Raw genomic sequence first — 15,086 nt, forward strand, 5'->3', positions numbered from 1 at the left:
CATGGCCTGCGCACTCAACAGGGCAGCCGCCCCTCCGTGTTCACCCTTCGCACCCGCGCCCGCAAAAGCTCCTCCTGCGGGGCGGGCCGCGTCGACTCCGGCGGACAGTCCCACTCCCGGCCACCCGCCACGGGCCGCAACTGCACCCGCCCACCGACGTGCCCCATCACCTCCCCCAGCCGCCCGTCGCGTACGTCCACGACATGCGTACCGATCGCGGGCCGCTCCCCGCGTAGTACGGAGGCCAGCCGCTCGGCGGTACGGACGTTGCACCGCCCCAGCTCGACCAGGGCGAACGGCTCGTCGCTGGCGCCGGTCACGGGATCGACGCACAGGGACGGCAGGACGACGCCGACACCGCCGAGTGCCTCCCGCAGGGTCTGCACGACTTCTTCGGTCGGCCGCACGGTCATCTCTCGCTACCTCCACGCTGAGTTGATGGTTCACCACACAGCGTGTCCGGTACGCCTCTAACCTGGCCAGACAGGACGACCCAACAACCTCATCTGTCGGACAGGGAGTTGCCATGGCTGGACCGAAGGACCTCGACCCGTCGTCTTCGCCTCGCGCACTGCTGGGGGCGGAGTTACGTCACGCCAGGGAGAAGGCCGGACTGAGCCAGGAGGACCTGGGGGCACGGTTATTCGTGAGCGGGTCGTTCATCGGCCAGCTGGAGGCGGCGACACGACGGATGCTGCCGGAGTACGCGCGGCTGCTGGACGAGGCGCTGGATACGGGTGACTTCTTCCAACGGAACTGCGGGGCGGCGAACAAATCCCGCTACCCCGAGCACTTCGCCGAGGCGGCTGAGGCGGAGGCGATCGCCACGGCTATCCGCCAGTACGCGCCGATGCTGATCCCCGGCCTGGTCCAGACGCCCGCGTACGCACGGGCTGTGAACCGCGCCTACGATCCCACGGCGACGGAAGAGACCATCGAGGAGTGGGTGGACGGCCGGATGAAGCGGACCCGTCTACTCAACGATCCAACAAAGCCATTGTTGTGGACGGTGCTTGACGAGGCGGCGTTGCGCCGCGAAACCGGTGGCCGAGCGGTGATGGCGGAGGCCCTGCGACACATCGCCGGCCTGGTACGCCGAAGCCGCGTCATCATGCAGGTACTGCCGTTCAGCGCGGGAGCGCACACGTCGATGCAGGGCGCCCTCAAGCTGATGGACTTCGATGACGCCCCTACGTTGGTCTACTTCGAGGGGGTGCGCATCGGACGACTGGAGGATGACCCGGCCACCGTCGCCGAATTGAGGCTCACCTTCGAACTCCTCGCGGCCTCCGCGCTCTCGCCGGAGAAGTCCCTGGCCCTGATCGAGGCGTTGGCGCAGGATTACACCCATGAGGAACATCCCTGACCACGACCTGAGCACGGCCACCTGGCGCAAGTCCAGCTACAGCGGCGGTGGCGGTGGCGACTGCCTGGAAGTCGCCGACGGCAACCCCACCCTCGTCCCCGTCCGCGACTCAAAAACCCCCTCCGGCCCGAAGCTCGCGTTCCGGCCTGAGGCATGGTCCGCGTTCATCGAGAACCTCAAGAACCCCTGACGCGACCAAGAGGTCAGGATCTGACCTACATGGCTCCTAACGTGTGGTCCTACCGACGGAACAGCAATCCACGGAGGGCCACACCATGACCACCACCACGAAGACCACCCTGACCACCACCGAGCGCACCGACCTGCTGGAGGCGCTCGCCAAGCAGCGGCACTTCCTGCGCTTCACCACCCGCGACCTCACCGACGAGCAGGCCGGGCAGCGAACCACCGACAGCGAACTGTGCCTCGGCGGCCTGATCAAGCACGTCACGTCGATGGAACGCGGCTGGGTGGACTTCATCCAGCAGGGCCCGTCCGCGATGGGCGACTTCACCGCCATGACCGAGGCCGACTGGGCCAAGCGGGCCGACGAGTTCCGGATGCTGCCCGGCGAGACCCTGGCCGGCGTACTGGCCGACTACGCGGAGACGGCCGACCGGACGGACGAACTGGTCGCCGCCCTGCCCGACCTGGACGCCGCCCATCCGCTGCCCAAGGCCCCGTGGTTCGAGGGCGATGCTCAGTGGTCGGCCCGCAGGGTGCTGCTGCACATCATCGCCGAGACCGCCCAGCACGCCGGCCACGCCGACATCATCCGGGAGTCCCTGGACGGCGCGAAGAGCATGGGCTGACCCCCCGACCGGACCGGCCCGAGGCTCAAGTCTCCAGCCCCGAGCCCTCTTTGCAAGGAATGGGTGGAGGGCCTCACCCCACCCACCCACCCGGCGTGTTGACTTGACGCGTTCGGCTTGCCACGCACAGTCACGATCGTCTAGCGTTCCCGGAACAGACAGAACAGCCCCCGCCAAGTGCTGACAACACTTGCGGGGGCTTGACCAACAAGATCGAAGGACAAGTTCGATCCCCATGGCTGACGCCAAGCTTAGTGCTACCTTCCTGCCCGCGCACGCCTCTTCCCACCCGTCGGCCAACCCGGGCTACGGCAAGCGATCCGCCCCCGACCAACGCCCCCGCACCGCGCACGACTTCGCCCACCTCCCGCCCCGCGAAGCAGCCATCGCCGCGTACATCGACGGCCTCTCCGACGGCGCCGACATCTCCGTAAAGACGCTGGCCAAGCACCTCCCGTACGGACAGTGCGCGCTCCGCACGGCCCTCAACCGCCTACAAGCCGCAGGGCACTTACGTCGAGGACGGGAACACCTGGCCGTGCCCGAGGGCGGCTCCCGTTGGATCACTCGATCGTGGTGGTCCCGTACCGCACGCGATGACGAATGGTGGGCGAGCTTCACCCGCGGTGACGTACCGAAGGAGCAGCCACACGACTCACCCCGCCGGACCACCCGCTCCCGCGCCCACATCCTCCTCGCCGCCCTCGGCCGTACGACCCCCGCGCTCTCCCTCTCCGAGGCCGACTGCGCGAACCTCGCCCCACTGCTGACGGAGTGGTTCGCGCGCGGCGTCACCGACGAGGCCGTCGTACACGCCCTGACCTCCGGCCTGCCCACCCCGGTCCACCACCCGGCCGCCCTCGTCCGCAGGCGCCTGACCACCAAACTCCCACCCGAACCCGCACCGCCACCACGCCCGCCCCTGCGCATCCTGGAGTGCGCCAAGTGCGGCGTCCCGGGCCGACCGGAGGCGCTGCCGGGCGGCGTCTGCGGTGCGTGCCGGGGCGAGCCCGCGCCGACCTGGCCCACGCCGACGCCCACCGTGCACGCCCACGCCGCCGCAGTCCGCGCGGCGATGGTTCCCCGATGGAAAGGCCACGCGCATGACGGCTCCTACGGTCCGACGGCCCCCCGGGGCACGATGGGGGAAAGGAGGCAAAGCCATGCCCCCCAGCACCGAAGAGCGCCCGCAGATGTCGATCGAGGACTTCGAGGACCTGGCCAATGCGGCCCCAGAGCACGTACGGCTCGAATTCGTCGGCGGACGGCTCCGTACCAAGGACCCACTCAGCGTGGAGGACTTCGAGGAGCTGGAGCGGCGGGCCCCGGAGACCGTCCGGCTTGAGTACATCAACGGAAAACTAGAGGTCAAGGCGATGCCGGACGGCAAGCACCCGTCGCTCTTCATGTGGCTGTTGCGTCAGTGCTTGCTGCAGCGCCCGGACCTGAATCTCGTACCGGAGTCGGGTGTCAAGGCGGAGGCTTACCGCGAGGGCCGCGCCCGTACGGACGGGTCGCTCGCGCCGGTGGACCACTACAAGGGAGACGGCGAGTGGTCGAACCCTGACGGCACACTCATGACCGTCGAGATCACCTCCCGTGACCGCGACACCAACCAACGCGACCGCATCGACAAGCCCATCGGCTACGCGGAAGCCGACATCCCCGTCTATCTCCTCATCGACCGCGACGACAACACGATCACGGTCTTCAGCGAGCCCAAGGACGGCCGCTACCTGCAAGCTCCGTCCTACCCTTGGGGTGCCACCATCGAGCTCCCCGACCCCGTGAACATCACCCTCGACACCGAGAAGCTCAAGGACTACGCGGACTGACGTCCACACAAGAACAGGCGAGGAAACCCAGTGAACCCAGTGCACCCCCGGGAGGAAGAGCTGCGGCGGCTGCGCGACGAAGCGGACATCGCCGAAGCACGGGCCCGCGAGGCCGCGCCATCCGGTCCCCCGGTGCCCCACGACGAGTTCATGGCTCAGCTGAACGCCCGGAGCGAGCAAGAGGCCGATTCATGACTCGAAGCGTCCGAGGTCCCCGCCACAGCAGGAGCCGCACCTCATGAACCACGCCCAGCTCACCGCCCTAGGCCGCGCCCTGAGGGTTCTCGGAGAACACGGCGACGCCCTGACCGCCGACACCCCCGACGCCAAGCTTCACGAGGTCAAGGCCGACCTCAAGCGTGCCCTGGACCTGCTGGACGACAGCGTCAGCTCGGCAAAGCCCACCACCCGGTGCCACGAGCACCCGAACGGGCCGGTCGACGAGAACGCCCCCGACCTGTGTCTGCTGTGCGAGACCCGGCGGAGGGCGGCCCGGCGTTCCGAGATCAACGGGCCCGCACCCGCGCACGCCCCCGATCCCACGCCCTCCCGGTACGGCGTACGGGAGGACCGGCCGCAGCCCCAGCAGCGGTGGCTGCCGGAGCTGTGGAACGGACAGGTGTGGCAACTGTGCGGAACCCCGCGCCGGGACCGGCACGAGGCCGAGCTGTATCTCAACGCCCAGCGGCGTGGGCCCCGCGCCGCCATGGCGTACCGGTTGGTGCACGAGTTCACCGACTACGAGGTGGTGCGGGTCTGGGGCACTCCGATACGCGTGGACATCGAACCGCTCGGCAACCTCTGAGCACCGCTCACCCCAGCAACGGCAGCGCCGCGAACTCGTAGTCCTCCCACAGTCGCCTCGACGTCTCCTCCGGGTACGCCCGGACCTGCGGCTGCGCGTCCAGCACCTGCACCAGCCGCGCCTCGGAGTCATACGCGGGCCAGCCCGGGTCTCCGGTCCGCGCGAACGCGGTCCAGGACTGCCGGAAACGGGCCGACAGCGCCTCCGCCTCCTCCGAGACCTCCCCGGCGAACAGCAGCAGACCGAGGTCGGCGCCGAACGTGCCGAAGAGCAACGGGATGTCGAGGCCGTGGCAGGCACCCATGGCGCCTCCGATGGCCGGCGCCGACCAGGTGAGTTCGTAGACGTGGGCCCGGCCGCCGCCCGCGCACTGCGCCTCGGCCAGATGGAGACTCGGCATCCCGAACAGCCAGTCGGTCTGGACGCGTTCGAACAGCTCATTCGGTGAGGCGTCGGGGAACGCGGCACGGTACCGGCCCTCACCCGAGCCACCCGAGCCGCCAGAGCCACCCGGCGCGCCCGGCGCGTACATCCGCAGCGCCCCCCGCGCCTGCTCCTCCGTGATCCTGCCCAGCTGCCTGCTCATCGCCAGGAACAGCCGGAACTCGTCCCGGTTGTGGCCGACGACCAGTTCCACGTCCCGGGCCGCCCCGGCCTTCAACGCCTCCCAGGGCGTGACCGGCAGGACCTCGCCGTCGACCACCGGGGAGAACGGGGTCACCGTGGGGGCGGCCTGGCCCCACCGGTCCACGTACTGGAGCATCTTCTCGCCCAGTGCCGCGCCCGCCGAGGTCAGCCGGCGCGGGTCGATCGCGGACAGGTCGGCGGCGGTCGGACGCAGGCCCGCCTCCGCGGCGATCGCCGTCCCGATGTCACGGGCCAGCGCCTCGGAGAAGTACGTGCCCGGCACGCTCTGCGCGATGGCCCGCCGGAACAGTCCGGACGCGCTCGGCATGGCGAGGAGGGCCGCCACCGATCCGGCGCCCGCCGACTCGCCGAAGACGGTCACCTGGCCGGGGTCGCCGCCGAACGCCGTGATGTTGTCCCGTACCCACTCCAGCGCGGCGACCTGGTCGAGCAGACCCCGGTTTGCGGGCGCCCCCTCGATGCGGGTGAAACCCTCGATGCCGACGCGGTAGTTGAGGGTGACGACCACGACGTCGCCGTCCCGCGCGATGCGGTGGGCGTCGTAGCCGGGGCTGCCGGTGTGGCCGATCTTGTAGGCACCGCCGTAGATCCACACCATGACCGGGCGGCGGGCGGCCGGATCCGGGTCCGGCGTCCAGACGTTGACCGTCAGCCAGTCGTCACCCAGGGGCGTCGCAGGTGGGGCGCCGTCGCCCAGCCCGGCCGCGTCCTGCGGGGGCGGCGGGCCGAAGGCGTACGCGTCCCGGACGCCGTCCCACGCCTCGGGCGGGCGGGGCGCCTGGAAGCGGGCGTCGCCGACCGGTGGGGCGGCGAACGGGATGCCGCGGAAGACGGTCAGCCCGTCCTCCAGGCGCCCGCGCACCGCACCCGACGCGGTGCGGACCTCTGGGTTTCGGGCCTCGGTTGTCGTCACGGTGGGCGCTCCTCGCCGTCAGGTCGATGGTTGCTCACCCGAATCATTGCCGTCGACCACGACGTTGTCATCCATGACGTCGCCCCCGAGGCCCTCGCCCGCGCCGGAGGCTTGCGCGGGGTTCGGCCGACTCAGCTGAGCGTCGCCAGCGCCGCCGCGTCGTACGGCTTCAGCTCGGCGTGGCGGCCGGCGAGGACCTTCGCCGCCCACTCCGGGTCCTGGAGCAGGGCGCGGCCCACAGCGATCAGGTCGAACTCCTCGGACTCCAGCCGGTCGAGCAGGTCGTCGATGCCCCGCAGCGGGGCGCCCTCGCCCTGGAAGCCCTTGATGAAGTCGCCGTCGAGGCCGACCGAGCCGACGGTGATGACGGGCTTGCCGGTGAGCTTCTTGGTCCAGCCGGCCAGGTTGAGGTCCGAGCCGTCGAACTCGGGGAGCCAGTAGCGGCGGGTGGAGGCGTGGAAGGCGTCGACGCCGGCCGCGGCGAGCGGGGCGAGGATGGACTCCAGCTCCTCGGGGGTCTCGGCGAGGCGAGCGCGGTAGGCCTCCTGCTTCCACTGGGAGTAGCGGAAGATGATCGGGAACTCGGACGACACGCTCTCGCGGACCGCCGCCACGATCTCCTCGGCGAACTTCGCCCGGGCCACCGGGTCGCCGCCGTAGGCGTCCGTGCGGCGGTTGGTGCCCGCCCACAGGAACTGGTCGATGAGGTAGCCGTGGGCGCCGTGCAGCTCCACACCGTCGAAGCCGATCCGCTCGGCGGCGGCCGCGGCCTCGGCGAACGCGCCGATGACGTCGTCGAGGTCCCGCTGGGTCATCGCCTTGCCGGTGGCCTCGTCGTCGCCGATACGCAGTCCGGAGGGGCCGACGGCGGGGGCGTCCGCGTAGGGCGGCTGGCCCTGCTCGCGCACCATGCCGATGTGCCACAGCTGCGGGACGATCGTGCCGCCCGCCGCGTGCACCTCCTCGGCGACCTTCGCCCAGCCCGCGAGCTGCTCCTCGCCGTGGAAGCGCGGGATGCTGTCGCTCTGCCCGGCCGAGTCGTGGCCGACGTACGTGCCCTCGGTGACGATCAGACCGACGCCCGCGGCGGCCCGGCGCGCGTAGTACGAGGCCACGTCCGCGCCCGGGATGCCGCCGGGGGAGAACGCGCGGGTCATCGGCGCCATCGCGATGCGATTGGGGACGGTCAGGCCGTTGAGGGAAACAGGCCGGGAGAGGACTTCGGCCGCGCGGGAGGCGGAGGCGGCGACGGTCACGTGGGGACTCCTCAGGACAGAACGGGTGGGACCGGTTGGTATGTGCATGCGCATATACGTTGCGTAGGCGTCAACCGGCGCGTCCGCCCCGGCATTCCGCTGATGTTGTGACCCCGGACACGCCCGAGGGCGGCACCCCCTGTGTCCAGGGAGTGCCGCCCTCGGTCAAGGACGGTTGATCAACCCTCAGGTCGATCAGAAGTCCATGTCACCGCCCGGCATGCCGCCGCCGGCCGGGGCAGCGCCCGCCTTCTCCGGCTTGTCGGCGATGACGGCCTCGGTGGTGAGGAACAGCGCGGCGATGGAGGCGGCGTTCTGCAGCGCGGAACGGGTCACCTTCGCCGGGTCGATGATGCCCTCGGCGATCATGTCGACGTACTCACCGGTCGCGGCGTTCAGGCCGTGGCCGACGGGCAGGTTGCGCACCTTCTCGACGATGACGCCACCCTCGAGACCACCGTTGACGGCGATCTGCTTGAGCGGGGCCTCCAGGGCCAGCTTCACGGCGTTGGCGCCGGTCAGCTCGTCACCTTCGAGGTCCAGCTTCTCGAAGACCGAGGAGGCCTGCAGCAGGGCCACGCCACCACCGGCGACGATGCCCTCCTCGACGGCCGCCTTCGCGTTGCGAACGGCGTCCTCGATGCGGTGCTTGCGCTCCTTGAGCTCCACCTCGGTGGCGGCACCGGCCTTGATGACCGCGACACCGCCGGCGAGCTTCGCCAGGCGCTCCTGCAGCTTCTCGCGGTCGTAGTCCGAGTCGCTGTTCTCGATCTCGGCGCGGATCTGGTTGACCCGGCCCTGGACCTGGTCGGAGGAGCCGGCACCGTCGACGATGGTGGTCTCGTCCTTGGTGATGACGACCTTGCGGGCACGGCCCAGGAGGTCGATGGAGGTGTTCTCGAGCTTGAGACCGACCTCCTCGGAGATGACCTCGCCGCCGGTGAGGATGGCGATGTCGTTCAGCATCGCCTTGCGGCGGTCACCGAAGCCCGGGGCCTTGACGGCGACGGACTTGAAGGTGCCGCGGATCTTGTTGACGACCAGGGTCGACAGGGCCTCGCCCTCGACGTCCTCGGCGATGATCAGCAGCGGCTTGCCCGACTGCATGACCTTCTCCAGGAGCGGGAGCAGGTCCTTGACGGAGCCGATCTTGGAGTTGGCGATCAGGATGTACGGGTCGTCGAGCGACGCCTCCATACGCTCCATGTCGGTGGCGAAGTACGCCGAGATGTAGCCCTTGTCGAAGCGCATACCCTCGGTGAGCTCCAGCTCCAGACCGAAGGTCTGGGACTCCTCGACGGTGATGACGCCTTCCTTGCCGACCTTGTCCATGGCCTCGGCGATGAGCTCGCCGATCTGGGTGTCGGCGGCGGAGATGGAGGCCGTGGAAGCGATCTGCTCCTTGGTCTCGACATCCTTGGCCTGCTCGAGGAGGGCACCGGAGACGGCCTCGACGGCCTTCTCGATACCGCGCTTGAGGGCCATCGGGTTGGCGCCGGCGGCTACGTTGCGCAGGCCTTCCTTGACCAGGGCCTGGGCGAGGACGGTCGCGGTGGTCGTACCGTCACCGGCGACGTCGTCCGTCTTCTTGGCGACTTCCTTGACCAGCTCGGCGCCGATCTTCTCGTACGGGTCCTCGAGCTCGATCTCCTTGGCGATGGAGACACCATCGTTGGTGATCGTGGGGGCGCCCCACTTCTTCTCGAGGACGACGTTGCGGCCCTTGGGGCCGAGCGTCACCTTGACGGCGTCCGCGAGCTGGTTCATGCCGCGCTCGAGGCCGCGCCGTGCCTCCTCGTCGAACGCGATGATCTTGGCCATGTGAAGTGGTCCCTCCAGGACTGGGGGTGATTCCTTCGGACCGCGCCCGCGCCCGCGACGGACGGCTCGCACGCCTCGTGGTTCCTTGCCCCACCTGGCCTGCGGGCCTCACCGACTCGGTCCTTCTTTGTCACTCTCACCTTCAGAGTGCTAACGCCAATGATTAGCACTCGCCCCCCGAGAGTGCAAGGCGCACTCGCGAAGCGAGTGCTCGTTGAGGGGTGGTGGTCGGGCGACGGGCGGGCGCAAGCGCCTAGGGGGGATCCGCAGGTGAACAGTGCACCCGGACGTACCCCGGGGCGTGTCCGGTGCGCCACCCACCGGGCAAGTCGCGCCCCCGCGTGGACGGACGGCTCGCGCCCCGGGCACACCGAAGGGCTCACACCCCCTGAGAGGTGCGAGCCCTTCGAAGAAGAACAGAAGAACGTCGCTGCAGTTACCCGGCGCGATTCAGCCGGTCGCCAGACGGACCATGTCCGCCTGCGGCCCCTTCTGACCCTGTGAGATCTCGAAATCGACCCGCTGCCCCTCTTCCAGGGTGCGGTACCCGTCCATCTGGATGGCGCTGTAGTGGACGAAAACATCCGCACCACCGTCGACCGCGATGAAGCCGTACCCCTTCTCCGCGTTGAACCACTTGACGGTGCCCTGAGCCATGCCTAACTCCCCTATTACTGGCCCTTGCACAGACCCACACTTCGTGGATCCGGGTCAGACCTCACCCCCCACATGATTGGGGGCGTGCGCCGGAACGCGTCGACCGCGGCCGAATGTATATGTCCAACTGCCGTCTGCAACAGGTCAATCGGACGAGAATTCTGGACGCACGCGATCCGGAATGTGGCGAGAATTCGCCTGAATCCAGGGCAAGTCGGGCCCCGCAAAGCTCACAAAAGCCACGAACGAGGCACACACTTTGGCTACATCTCGTCGGGCGCACGGCAGAAACAAGGTCTGCCGACCTGTGAAGCGGCAACGCGTTCCCCAACTGTACCGCGCTCAACCACATTGAATTGCCCCCTCCGCTTCTCTCACGGAGGGGGCAATTCTATGAACGCTCGGTAACTGATGTTACCGAAGGTAATGATCAGCCGCCGGCGACGGCCGGAATGATGGAGACACCGGCGCCGTCCGGAGTCGCGGTCTCCAGACCCTGCTCGAAGCGAACGTCGTCGTCGTTGACGTACACGTTGACGAACCGGCGCAGCTTGCCCTGGTCGTCGAGAACGCGCGCGGCGATGCCGGTGTGGTTCTTCTCCAGGTCGGCGATGACCTCGCCGAGGGTGCTCCCCTCGGCGGCGACCTCGGCCTGACCACCGGTGTAGGTGCGCAGGATGGTGGGGATGCGGACGTTGACGCTCATGCTCATGACCTCCGGTCAGGTGTGGCGCCCCATAGGGGCGCGGGGCTGTGTTGAATGTGCGGCTACCGCCGCGTGGGCGCGACCAGCCCCCACCGGCCCGCAGACGAAACGAGTTACTGGACGAGCCCAGCCTCACGGAAGGACTCAAGGTTCGGGCGAATGGTCGCAGTCAGCCCCGTGTCGGCCACCGCATCCAACGTCTTGAGACCATCACCCGTGTTCAGCACCACCGTGGTCTTCGTCGGGTCGAGCAGACCGTTCTCGATCAGCTTCCGCGTCACACCGACCGTCACACCACCGGCGGTCTCCGCGAAGATGCCCTCGGTCCGCGCCAGCAGCCGGATCGCGTCGACGACCTGCTCGTCGTTCACGTCCTCCACCGCGCCGCCGGTGCGACGGGCGATGTCGAGCACATAGGGACCGTCGGCCGGGTTGCCGATCGCCAGCGACTTGGCGATGGTGTTCGGCTTCTGCGGCCGGACCACGTCGTGCCCGGCCTTGTAGGCGACGGACACCGGCGAGCAGCCCTCGGCCTGCGCGCCGAAGATCTTGTACGGCTTGTCCTCGACGAGCCCGAGCTTGATCAGCTCCTGCAGACCCTTGTCGATCTTCGTGAGCTGCGAGCCGGAGGCGATCGGGACGACCAGCTGGTCCGGGAGCCGCCAGCCGAGCTGCTCACAGATCTCGTACGCCAGCGTCTTGGAGCCCTCGGCGTAGTACGGCCGCAGGTTCACGTTGACGAAGCCCCAGCCCTCGCCGGCCGGGTCGCCGATCAGCTCGGAGCAGAAACGGTTCACATCGTCGTAGTTGCCGTCGATGCCGACGAGCTCTCCGCCGTAGACCGCGGCCATGACGACCTTGCCCTGCTCCAGGTCGTGCGGGATGAACACGCAGGAACGGAAGCCGGCCCGGGCGGCGGCGGCGCCCACCGCGCCGGCGAGGTTGCCGGTGGAGGAGCAGGACAGGGTGGTGAAACCGAAGACGCGGGCGGCCTCGATGGCCTGGGCGACGACCCGGTCCTTGAAGGAGTGCGTCGGGTTGCCGGAGTCGTCCTTGACGAACAGCTTTCCGGCGTCGACGCCCAGCTCACGGGCCAGGTTGTCGGCCTTGACGAGCTTGGTCCAGCCGGGGTTGATGTTGGGCTTGTCCGCCACGTCAGCCGGGACGGGCAGCAGCGGCGCGTAGCGCCAGATGTTCGCGGGGCCCGCCTCGATCCGCTTGCGGAGTTCCTCGGCGTCGTAGGCGGAGAAGTCGTAGGCGATCTCGAGCGGGCCGAAACACTCCTCGCACGCGAAGACCGGGCCGAGGGGCACCCGGTGACCGCACTCGCGACAGCTCAGCGCGGCGGCGGGGCCGAGGTCTACGGTGTTCGTGGTGCTTGCATCAGTCTGCACAGCCATGGAGGCGAGGCCCTTTCTCCTCATCTTCCTCACGACGCACTTCGCCGTGAGACGGATTTGGCACCTTCCCTAGTCGGGAGCCTCGCTGGTGACGAGAACCGACTGGAGGGTTGCCGGGGCTTCATCGGGCCGTATCCCTCTGCCCCTCTGGATGAGCGGTATGTGGTTGTTGATCGGTGTAACAAGGCGGCGACCCCGACCTGCGATGGTCACCCGCGTTGTTCAAGACTGTAACCGAAGGCCAGGACAGTTGAGATAGTCGTCCGAACCGCGAGATGGATCACCTGGCACGTGGATCACGGTCTCGCCGAGAAACGCAGAGGAGCCGCGCACTGTGCTGAACGAAGTCGAGCGCTGGCTGAACACCCGCTCCTGGTCGAAGAACGATCGCCCGCTCCACAGGATCCTGGCAGCGAAACGCGCCACCGGCCAGTCGGTCAGCGTGGTGCTGCCGGCGCTCAACGAGGAGGAGACGGTCGGTGACATCGTCGCCGTGATCCGTCACGACCTGATGTGTCAGGTCCCGCTCGTCGACGAGATCGTGGTGGTGGACTCGGGATCGACCGACCGCACGTCCGAGGTGGCCGCCGCGTCCGGGGCGAGGGTCGTCCACCGCGACGACATACTGCCCCGCATCCCGGCCGTCCCCGGCAAGGGCGAGGTGCTGTGGCGCTCGCTGCTGGTCACCGGCGGCGACATCGTCTGCTTCATCGACGCCGACCTGAAGGAGTTCTCCTCCGACTTCGTCTCCGGGATCGTGGGCCCGCTGCTCACCGAACCCGGCGTCGACCTGGTCAAGGGCATGTACGACCGCCCGCTCGGCGGGAAGGCCGGCCAGGGCGGCCGGGTCACCGAACTGATGGCCCGCCCGCTGCTGAACATGCATTGGCCGCAGCTGGCCGGTTTCGTACAGCCGCTGGGCGGCGAGTACGCGGCCCGCCGCTCCCTGCTCGAACAGCTGCCGTTCCCCGTCGGATACGGCGTCGAGCTGGGCATGCTGGTCGACGCCCTGCACCTGGTGGGCCTCGACTCCCTCGCCCAGGTCGACCTGGGCGTGCGCGTCCACCGTCACCAGGACGGGCAGGCACTGGGCCGCATGTCCGCCGCGATCTACCGCACCGCCCAGCTCCGGCTGGCCCGCGGCCACCTCGTCCGGCCCGCCCTCACCCAGTTCGAACGAACGGGGGACGGCTTCGAGCCACGCACCTACTCGGTCGACACGGAGGAGCGCCCGCCGATGGCGCAGATCGCGGAGTACGCGGCCCGGAAGGTCGCCTGATGCGGGTTGGGCGCCCTCTCCGGCCGTGCGACGCGGACCACGCAGTCCGTGTCTCCACCATCCGTGGCGAATGTCATCCGTACGTTTGAGCGTTTCCGGGCCGGGCTAGGTTGAGGCGTATGTCCTCCACCAACGGTGCTGCTCAGGTACTGGTCGCGTCGAACCGCGGCCCGGTTTCGTACGAGGTGCGCGAGGACGGCTCGCTGCACGCCAAACGGGGTGGCGGCGGGCTGGTCTCGGGGCTGTCCGCGATCGGGTCGGACGCGGGGTCCCTGTGGGTGTGCTCGGCGCTGGGTGACGGCGACCGGGAGGCGGTGCGGCGCGGGGTCGGCGAGGACGGCGTGCGGATGCTGGACATCCCGGCCGACGTGCACGCCGACGCGTACAACGGCATCGCCAACTCGGTGCTGTGGTTCGTCCACCACATGCTGTACCAGACCCCGCTGGAGCCGGTCTTCGACGCGGAGTTCCGGCGGCAGTGGGCGTCGTACGAGACGTACAACCGGGCGTTCGCCGAGGCGCTGGCCGAGGAGGCGGCACCGGGGGCGTCGGTCGTGGTCCAGGACTACCACCTGACGCTGGTCCCGGGCCTGCTGCGGGAACTGCGCCCGGATCTGCGGATCGGTCACTTCACGCACACGCCGTGGGCGCCGCCGGAGTACTTCCGGATGCTGCCGGACGACATCGGCCGGCAGGTCCTGCGGGGCATGCTGGGCGCCGACCGGCTGGGTTTCCTGACCCACCGCTGGGCGGACGCGTTCACCGCGTGCGCCGAGGAGTTCGCCGGGGGGCTCGGGAGCACCCGGATCGGGGTGCACGGGCTGGGCGCCGACGCGGACTTCCTGCGCGGGCGGGCGCACGAGGCGGACGTCGACGAGCGGATGGCGGCGCTGCGGGCCGAGGTCGGCGAGGGCCGCAGGACCATCGTCCGGGTGGACCGCACCGAGCTGTCGAAGAACATCGTGCGGGGCCTGCTGGCGTACCGGCAGCTGCTGGAGGACCACCCGGAGTGGCGCGAGCGGGTGGCGCACGTGGCGTTCGCGTACCCCTCGCGGCAGGACCTCGCGGTGTACCGGGACTACACGGCCGAGGTGCAGCGGCTGGCCGATGAGATCAACTCCCAGTACGGGACGCCGGGTTGGACCCCCGTCGTGCTGCACGTCAAGGACGACTTCGCGCGCTCACTGGCGGCCTACCGACTGGCCGACGTGGCCCTGGTGAACCCGATCCGGGACGGCATGAACCTGGTCGCGAAGGAGATTCCGGTGGTCTCCGACGAGGGCTGCGTGCTGGTGCTGTCGCGGGAGGCGGGGGCGTACGAGGAGTTGGGGGACGACGCGATCGCGGTGAACCCGTACGACGTGGTGGCGACCGCGCGGGCCCTGCACGAGGCGCTCACCCTGCCGGCCGGCGAACGGGCCGAGCGCACGAAGCGGCTCGCCGCGGCGGCCACGGCGTTGCCGCCGGCGCAGTGGTTCCTGGATCAGCTGGGGGCGCTGAAGGCCTGATTTCCGCGGGGGCGCTGAAGGCCTGATTTCCGCCCCCGCCGCCCCTACCCGTCCCGTCCCCGGGGGCTGCGCCCCCGGAC

At 69.4% G+C, this 15,086-nt stretch carries 15 protein-coding genes, 1 pseudogene and 1 riboswitch; of the genes and pseudogenes, 9 read left to right on the forward strand and 7 right to left on the reverse strand.

What is annotated here, in order from left to right:
* Positions 1 to 14 precede the first annotated feature (14 nt).
* Complete coding sequence (locus ABZ027_RS13580; RefSeq protein WP_356767882.1) at positions 15 to 407, reverse strand: hypothetical protein; 393 nt, start codon at positions 405 to 407, stop codon at positions 15 to 17.
* Between the two features lie 119 nt (positions 408 to 526).
* Here ABZ027_RS13580 and ABZ027_RS13585 point away from each other — a divergent pair, with 119 nt between their 5' ends.
* The 7 genes and pseudogenes from ABZ027_RS13585 to ABZ027_RS13615 all read left to right on the forward strand — a co-directional run bounded on the left by ABZ027_RS13585 (position 527) and on the right by ABZ027_RS13615 (position 4,818).
* Positions 527 to 1,366 (forward strand): helix-turn-helix transcriptional regulator, encoded by an 840-nt coding sequence (locus ABZ027_RS13585; protein ID WP_356767630.1) that lies wholly within the window; start codon positions 527 to 529, stop codon positions 1,364 to 1,366.
* A complete protein-coding gene (locus ABZ027_RS13590; RefSeq protein WP_356767632.1) occupies positions 1,350 to 1,556 on the forward strand; it encodes a DUF397 domain-containing protein in 207 nt (68 codons plus the stop codon). The genes ABZ027_RS13585 and ABZ027_RS13590 overlap by 17 nt, the downstream gene beginning before the upstream one ends.
* Before the next feature lie 85 nt (positions 1,557 to 1,641).
* Positions 1,642 to 2,178 (forward strand): DinB family protein, encoded by a 537-nt coding sequence (locus tag ABZ027_RS13595; RefSeq protein WP_356767634.1) that lies wholly within the window; start codon positions 1,642 to 1,644, stop codon positions 2,176 to 2,178.
* Between the two features lie 235 nt (positions 2,179 to 2,413).
* Positions 2,414 to 3,187: pseudogene (locus ABZ027_RS13600) on the forward strand (hypothetical protein); the annotation flags it as partial.
* 154 nt (positions 3,188 to 3,341) lie between these two features.
* Positions 3,342 to 4,013, forward strand: a complete 672-nt coding sequence (locus ABZ027_RS13605; protein ID WP_356767636.1) for a Uma2 family endonuclease — start codon at positions 3,342 to 3,344, stop codon at positions 4,011 to 4,013.
* 30 nt (positions 4,014 to 4,043) lie between these two features.
* Positions 4,044 to 4,208, forward strand: a complete 165-nt coding sequence (locus tag ABZ027_RS13610) for a hypothetical protein (RefSeq protein ID WP_356767638.1) — start codon at positions 4,044 to 4,046, stop codon at positions 4,206 to 4,208.
* 43 nt (positions 4,209 to 4,251) lie between these two features.
* Positions 4,252 to 4,818 carry a hypothetical protein gene (locus ABZ027_RS13615; RefSeq protein ID WP_356767640.1) on the forward strand — a complete coding sequence of 189 codons (567 nt, stop codon included), beginning with the start codon at positions 4,252 to 4,254 and terminating at the stop codon, positions 4,816 to 4,818.
* Positions 4,819 to 4,825: 7 nt separating this feature from the next.
* On the opposite strand, the gene ABZ027_RS13620 is transcribed toward ABZ027_RS13615, so the two are convergent.
* The 6 genes from ABZ027_RS13620 to thrC all read right to left on the reverse strand — a co-directional run bounded on the left by ABZ027_RS13620 (position 4,826) and on the right by thrC (position 12,219).
* Positions 4,826 to 6,379, reverse strand: a complete 1,554-nt coding sequence (locus ABZ027_RS13620; protein WP_356767642.1) for a carboxylesterase family protein — start codon at positions 6,377 to 6,379, stop codon at positions 4,826 to 4,828.
* A 131-nt stretch (positions 6,380 to 6,510) separates the two neighbouring features.
* Positions 6,511 to 7,635: an NADH:flavin oxidoreductase gene (locus tag ABZ027_RS13625; RefSeq protein ID WP_356767644.1), complete on the reverse strand. Its 1,125-nt coding sequence runs from the start codon at positions 7,633 to 7,635 to the stop codon at positions 6,511 to 6,513.
* Between the two features lie 195 nt (positions 7,636 to 7,830).
* Positions 7,831 to 9,456 (reverse strand): chaperonin GroEL, encoded by a 1,626-nt coding sequence (gene groL, locus ABZ027_RS13630; protein ID WP_356767646.1) that lies wholly within the window; start codon positions 9,454 to 9,456, stop codon positions 7,831 to 7,833.
* Positions 9,457 to 9,906: 450 nt separating this feature from the next.
* Positions 9,907 to 10,113 (reverse strand): cold-shock protein, encoded by a 207-nt coding sequence (locus tag ABZ027_RS13635; protein WP_007493268.1) that lies wholly within the window; start codon positions 10,111 to 10,113, stop codon positions 9,907 to 9,909.
* Between the two features lie 430 nt (positions 10,114 to 10,543).
* Positions 10,544 to 10,819, reverse strand: coding sequence for a MoaD/ThiS family protein (locus ABZ027_RS13640; protein WP_356767648.1), 276 nt, complete (start codon positions 10,817 to 10,819; stop codon positions 10,544 to 10,546).
* A gap of 113 nt (positions 10,820 to 10,932) precedes the next feature.
* Positions 10,933 to 12,219: a threonine synthase gene (thrC, locus tag ABZ027_RS13645; RefSeq protein WP_356767650.1), complete on the reverse strand. Its 1,287-nt coding sequence runs from the start codon at positions 12,217 to 12,219 to the stop codon at positions 10,933 to 10,935.
* Positions 12,220 to 12,236: 17 nt separating this feature from the next.
* Positions 12,237 to 12,377, reverse strand: a riboswitch (SAM riboswitch).
* 176 nt (positions 12,378 to 12,553) lie between these two features.
* Here thrC and ABZ027_RS13650 point away from each other — a divergent pair.
* Both ABZ027_RS13650 and ABZ027_RS13655 read left to right on the forward strand, forming a co-directional pair.
* Positions 12,554 to 13,498, forward strand: a complete 945-nt coding sequence (locus ABZ027_RS13650) for a glucosyl-3-phosphoglycerate synthase (protein WP_356767652.1) — start codon at positions 12,554 to 12,556, stop codon at positions 13,496 to 13,498.
* A 119-nt stretch (positions 13,499 to 13,617) separates the two neighbouring features.
* Complete coding sequence (locus tag ABZ027_RS13655; RefSeq protein ID WP_356767654.1) at positions 13,618 to 15,006, forward strand: trehalose-6-phosphate synthase; 1,389 nt, start codon at positions 13,618 to 13,620, stop codon at positions 15,004 to 15,006.
* Positions 15,007 to 15,086: the final 80 nt, after the last annotated feature.

Origin of the sequence: Streptomyces sp. NPDC006332 (assembly GCF_040612855.1) — a bacterium.
GTDB lineage: Bacteria > Actinomycetota > Actinomycetes > Streptomycetales > Streptomycetaceae > Streptomyces.

What these genes read in the sequence shown, in the direction of transcription:
- ABZ027_RS13585 (WP_356767630.1), top strand. Translation starts at nt 527, where the DNA reads ATGGCTGGACCGAAGGACCTCGACCCGTCGTCTTCGCCTCGCGCACTG.
- ABZ027_RS13590 (WP_356767632.1), top strand. Translation starts at nt 1,350, where the DNA reads ATGAGGAACATCCCTGACCACGACCTGAGCACGGCCACCTGGCGCAAG.
- ABZ027_RS13595 (WP_356767634.1), top strand. Translation starts at nt 1,642, where the DNA reads ATGACCACCACCACGAAGACCACCCTGACCACCACCGAGCGCACCGAC.
- ABZ027_RS13605 (WP_356767636.1), top strand. Translation starts at nt 3,342, where the DNA reads ATGCCCCCCAGCACCGAAGAGCGCCCGCAGATGTCGATCGAGGACTTC.
- ABZ027_RS13615 (WP_356767640.1), top strand. Translation starts at nt 4,252, where the DNA reads ATGAACCACGCCCAGCTCACCGCCCTAGGCCGCGCCCTGAGGGTTCTC.
- groL (WP_356767646.1), bottom strand. Translation starts at nt 9,456, where the DNA reads ATGGCCAAGATCATCGCGTTCGACGAGGAGGCACGGCGCGGCCTCGAG.
- ABZ027_RS13635 (WP_007493268.1), bottom strand. Translation starts at nt 10,113, where the DNA reads ATGGCTCAGGGCACCGTCAAGTGGTTCAACGCGGAGAAGGGGTACGGC.
- ABZ027_RS13640 (WP_356767648.1), bottom strand. Translation starts at nt 10,819, where the DNA reads ATGAGCGTCAACGTCCGCATCCCCACCATCCTGCGCACCTACACCGGT.
- thrC (WP_356767650.1), bottom strand. Translation starts at nt 12,219, where the DNA reads ATGGCTGTGCAGACTGATGCAAGCACCACGAACACCGTAGACCTCGGC.
- ABZ027_RS13655 (WP_356767654.1), top strand. Translation starts at nt 13,618, where the DNA reads ATGTCCTCCACCAACGGTGCTGCTCAGGTACTGGTCGCGTCGAACCGC.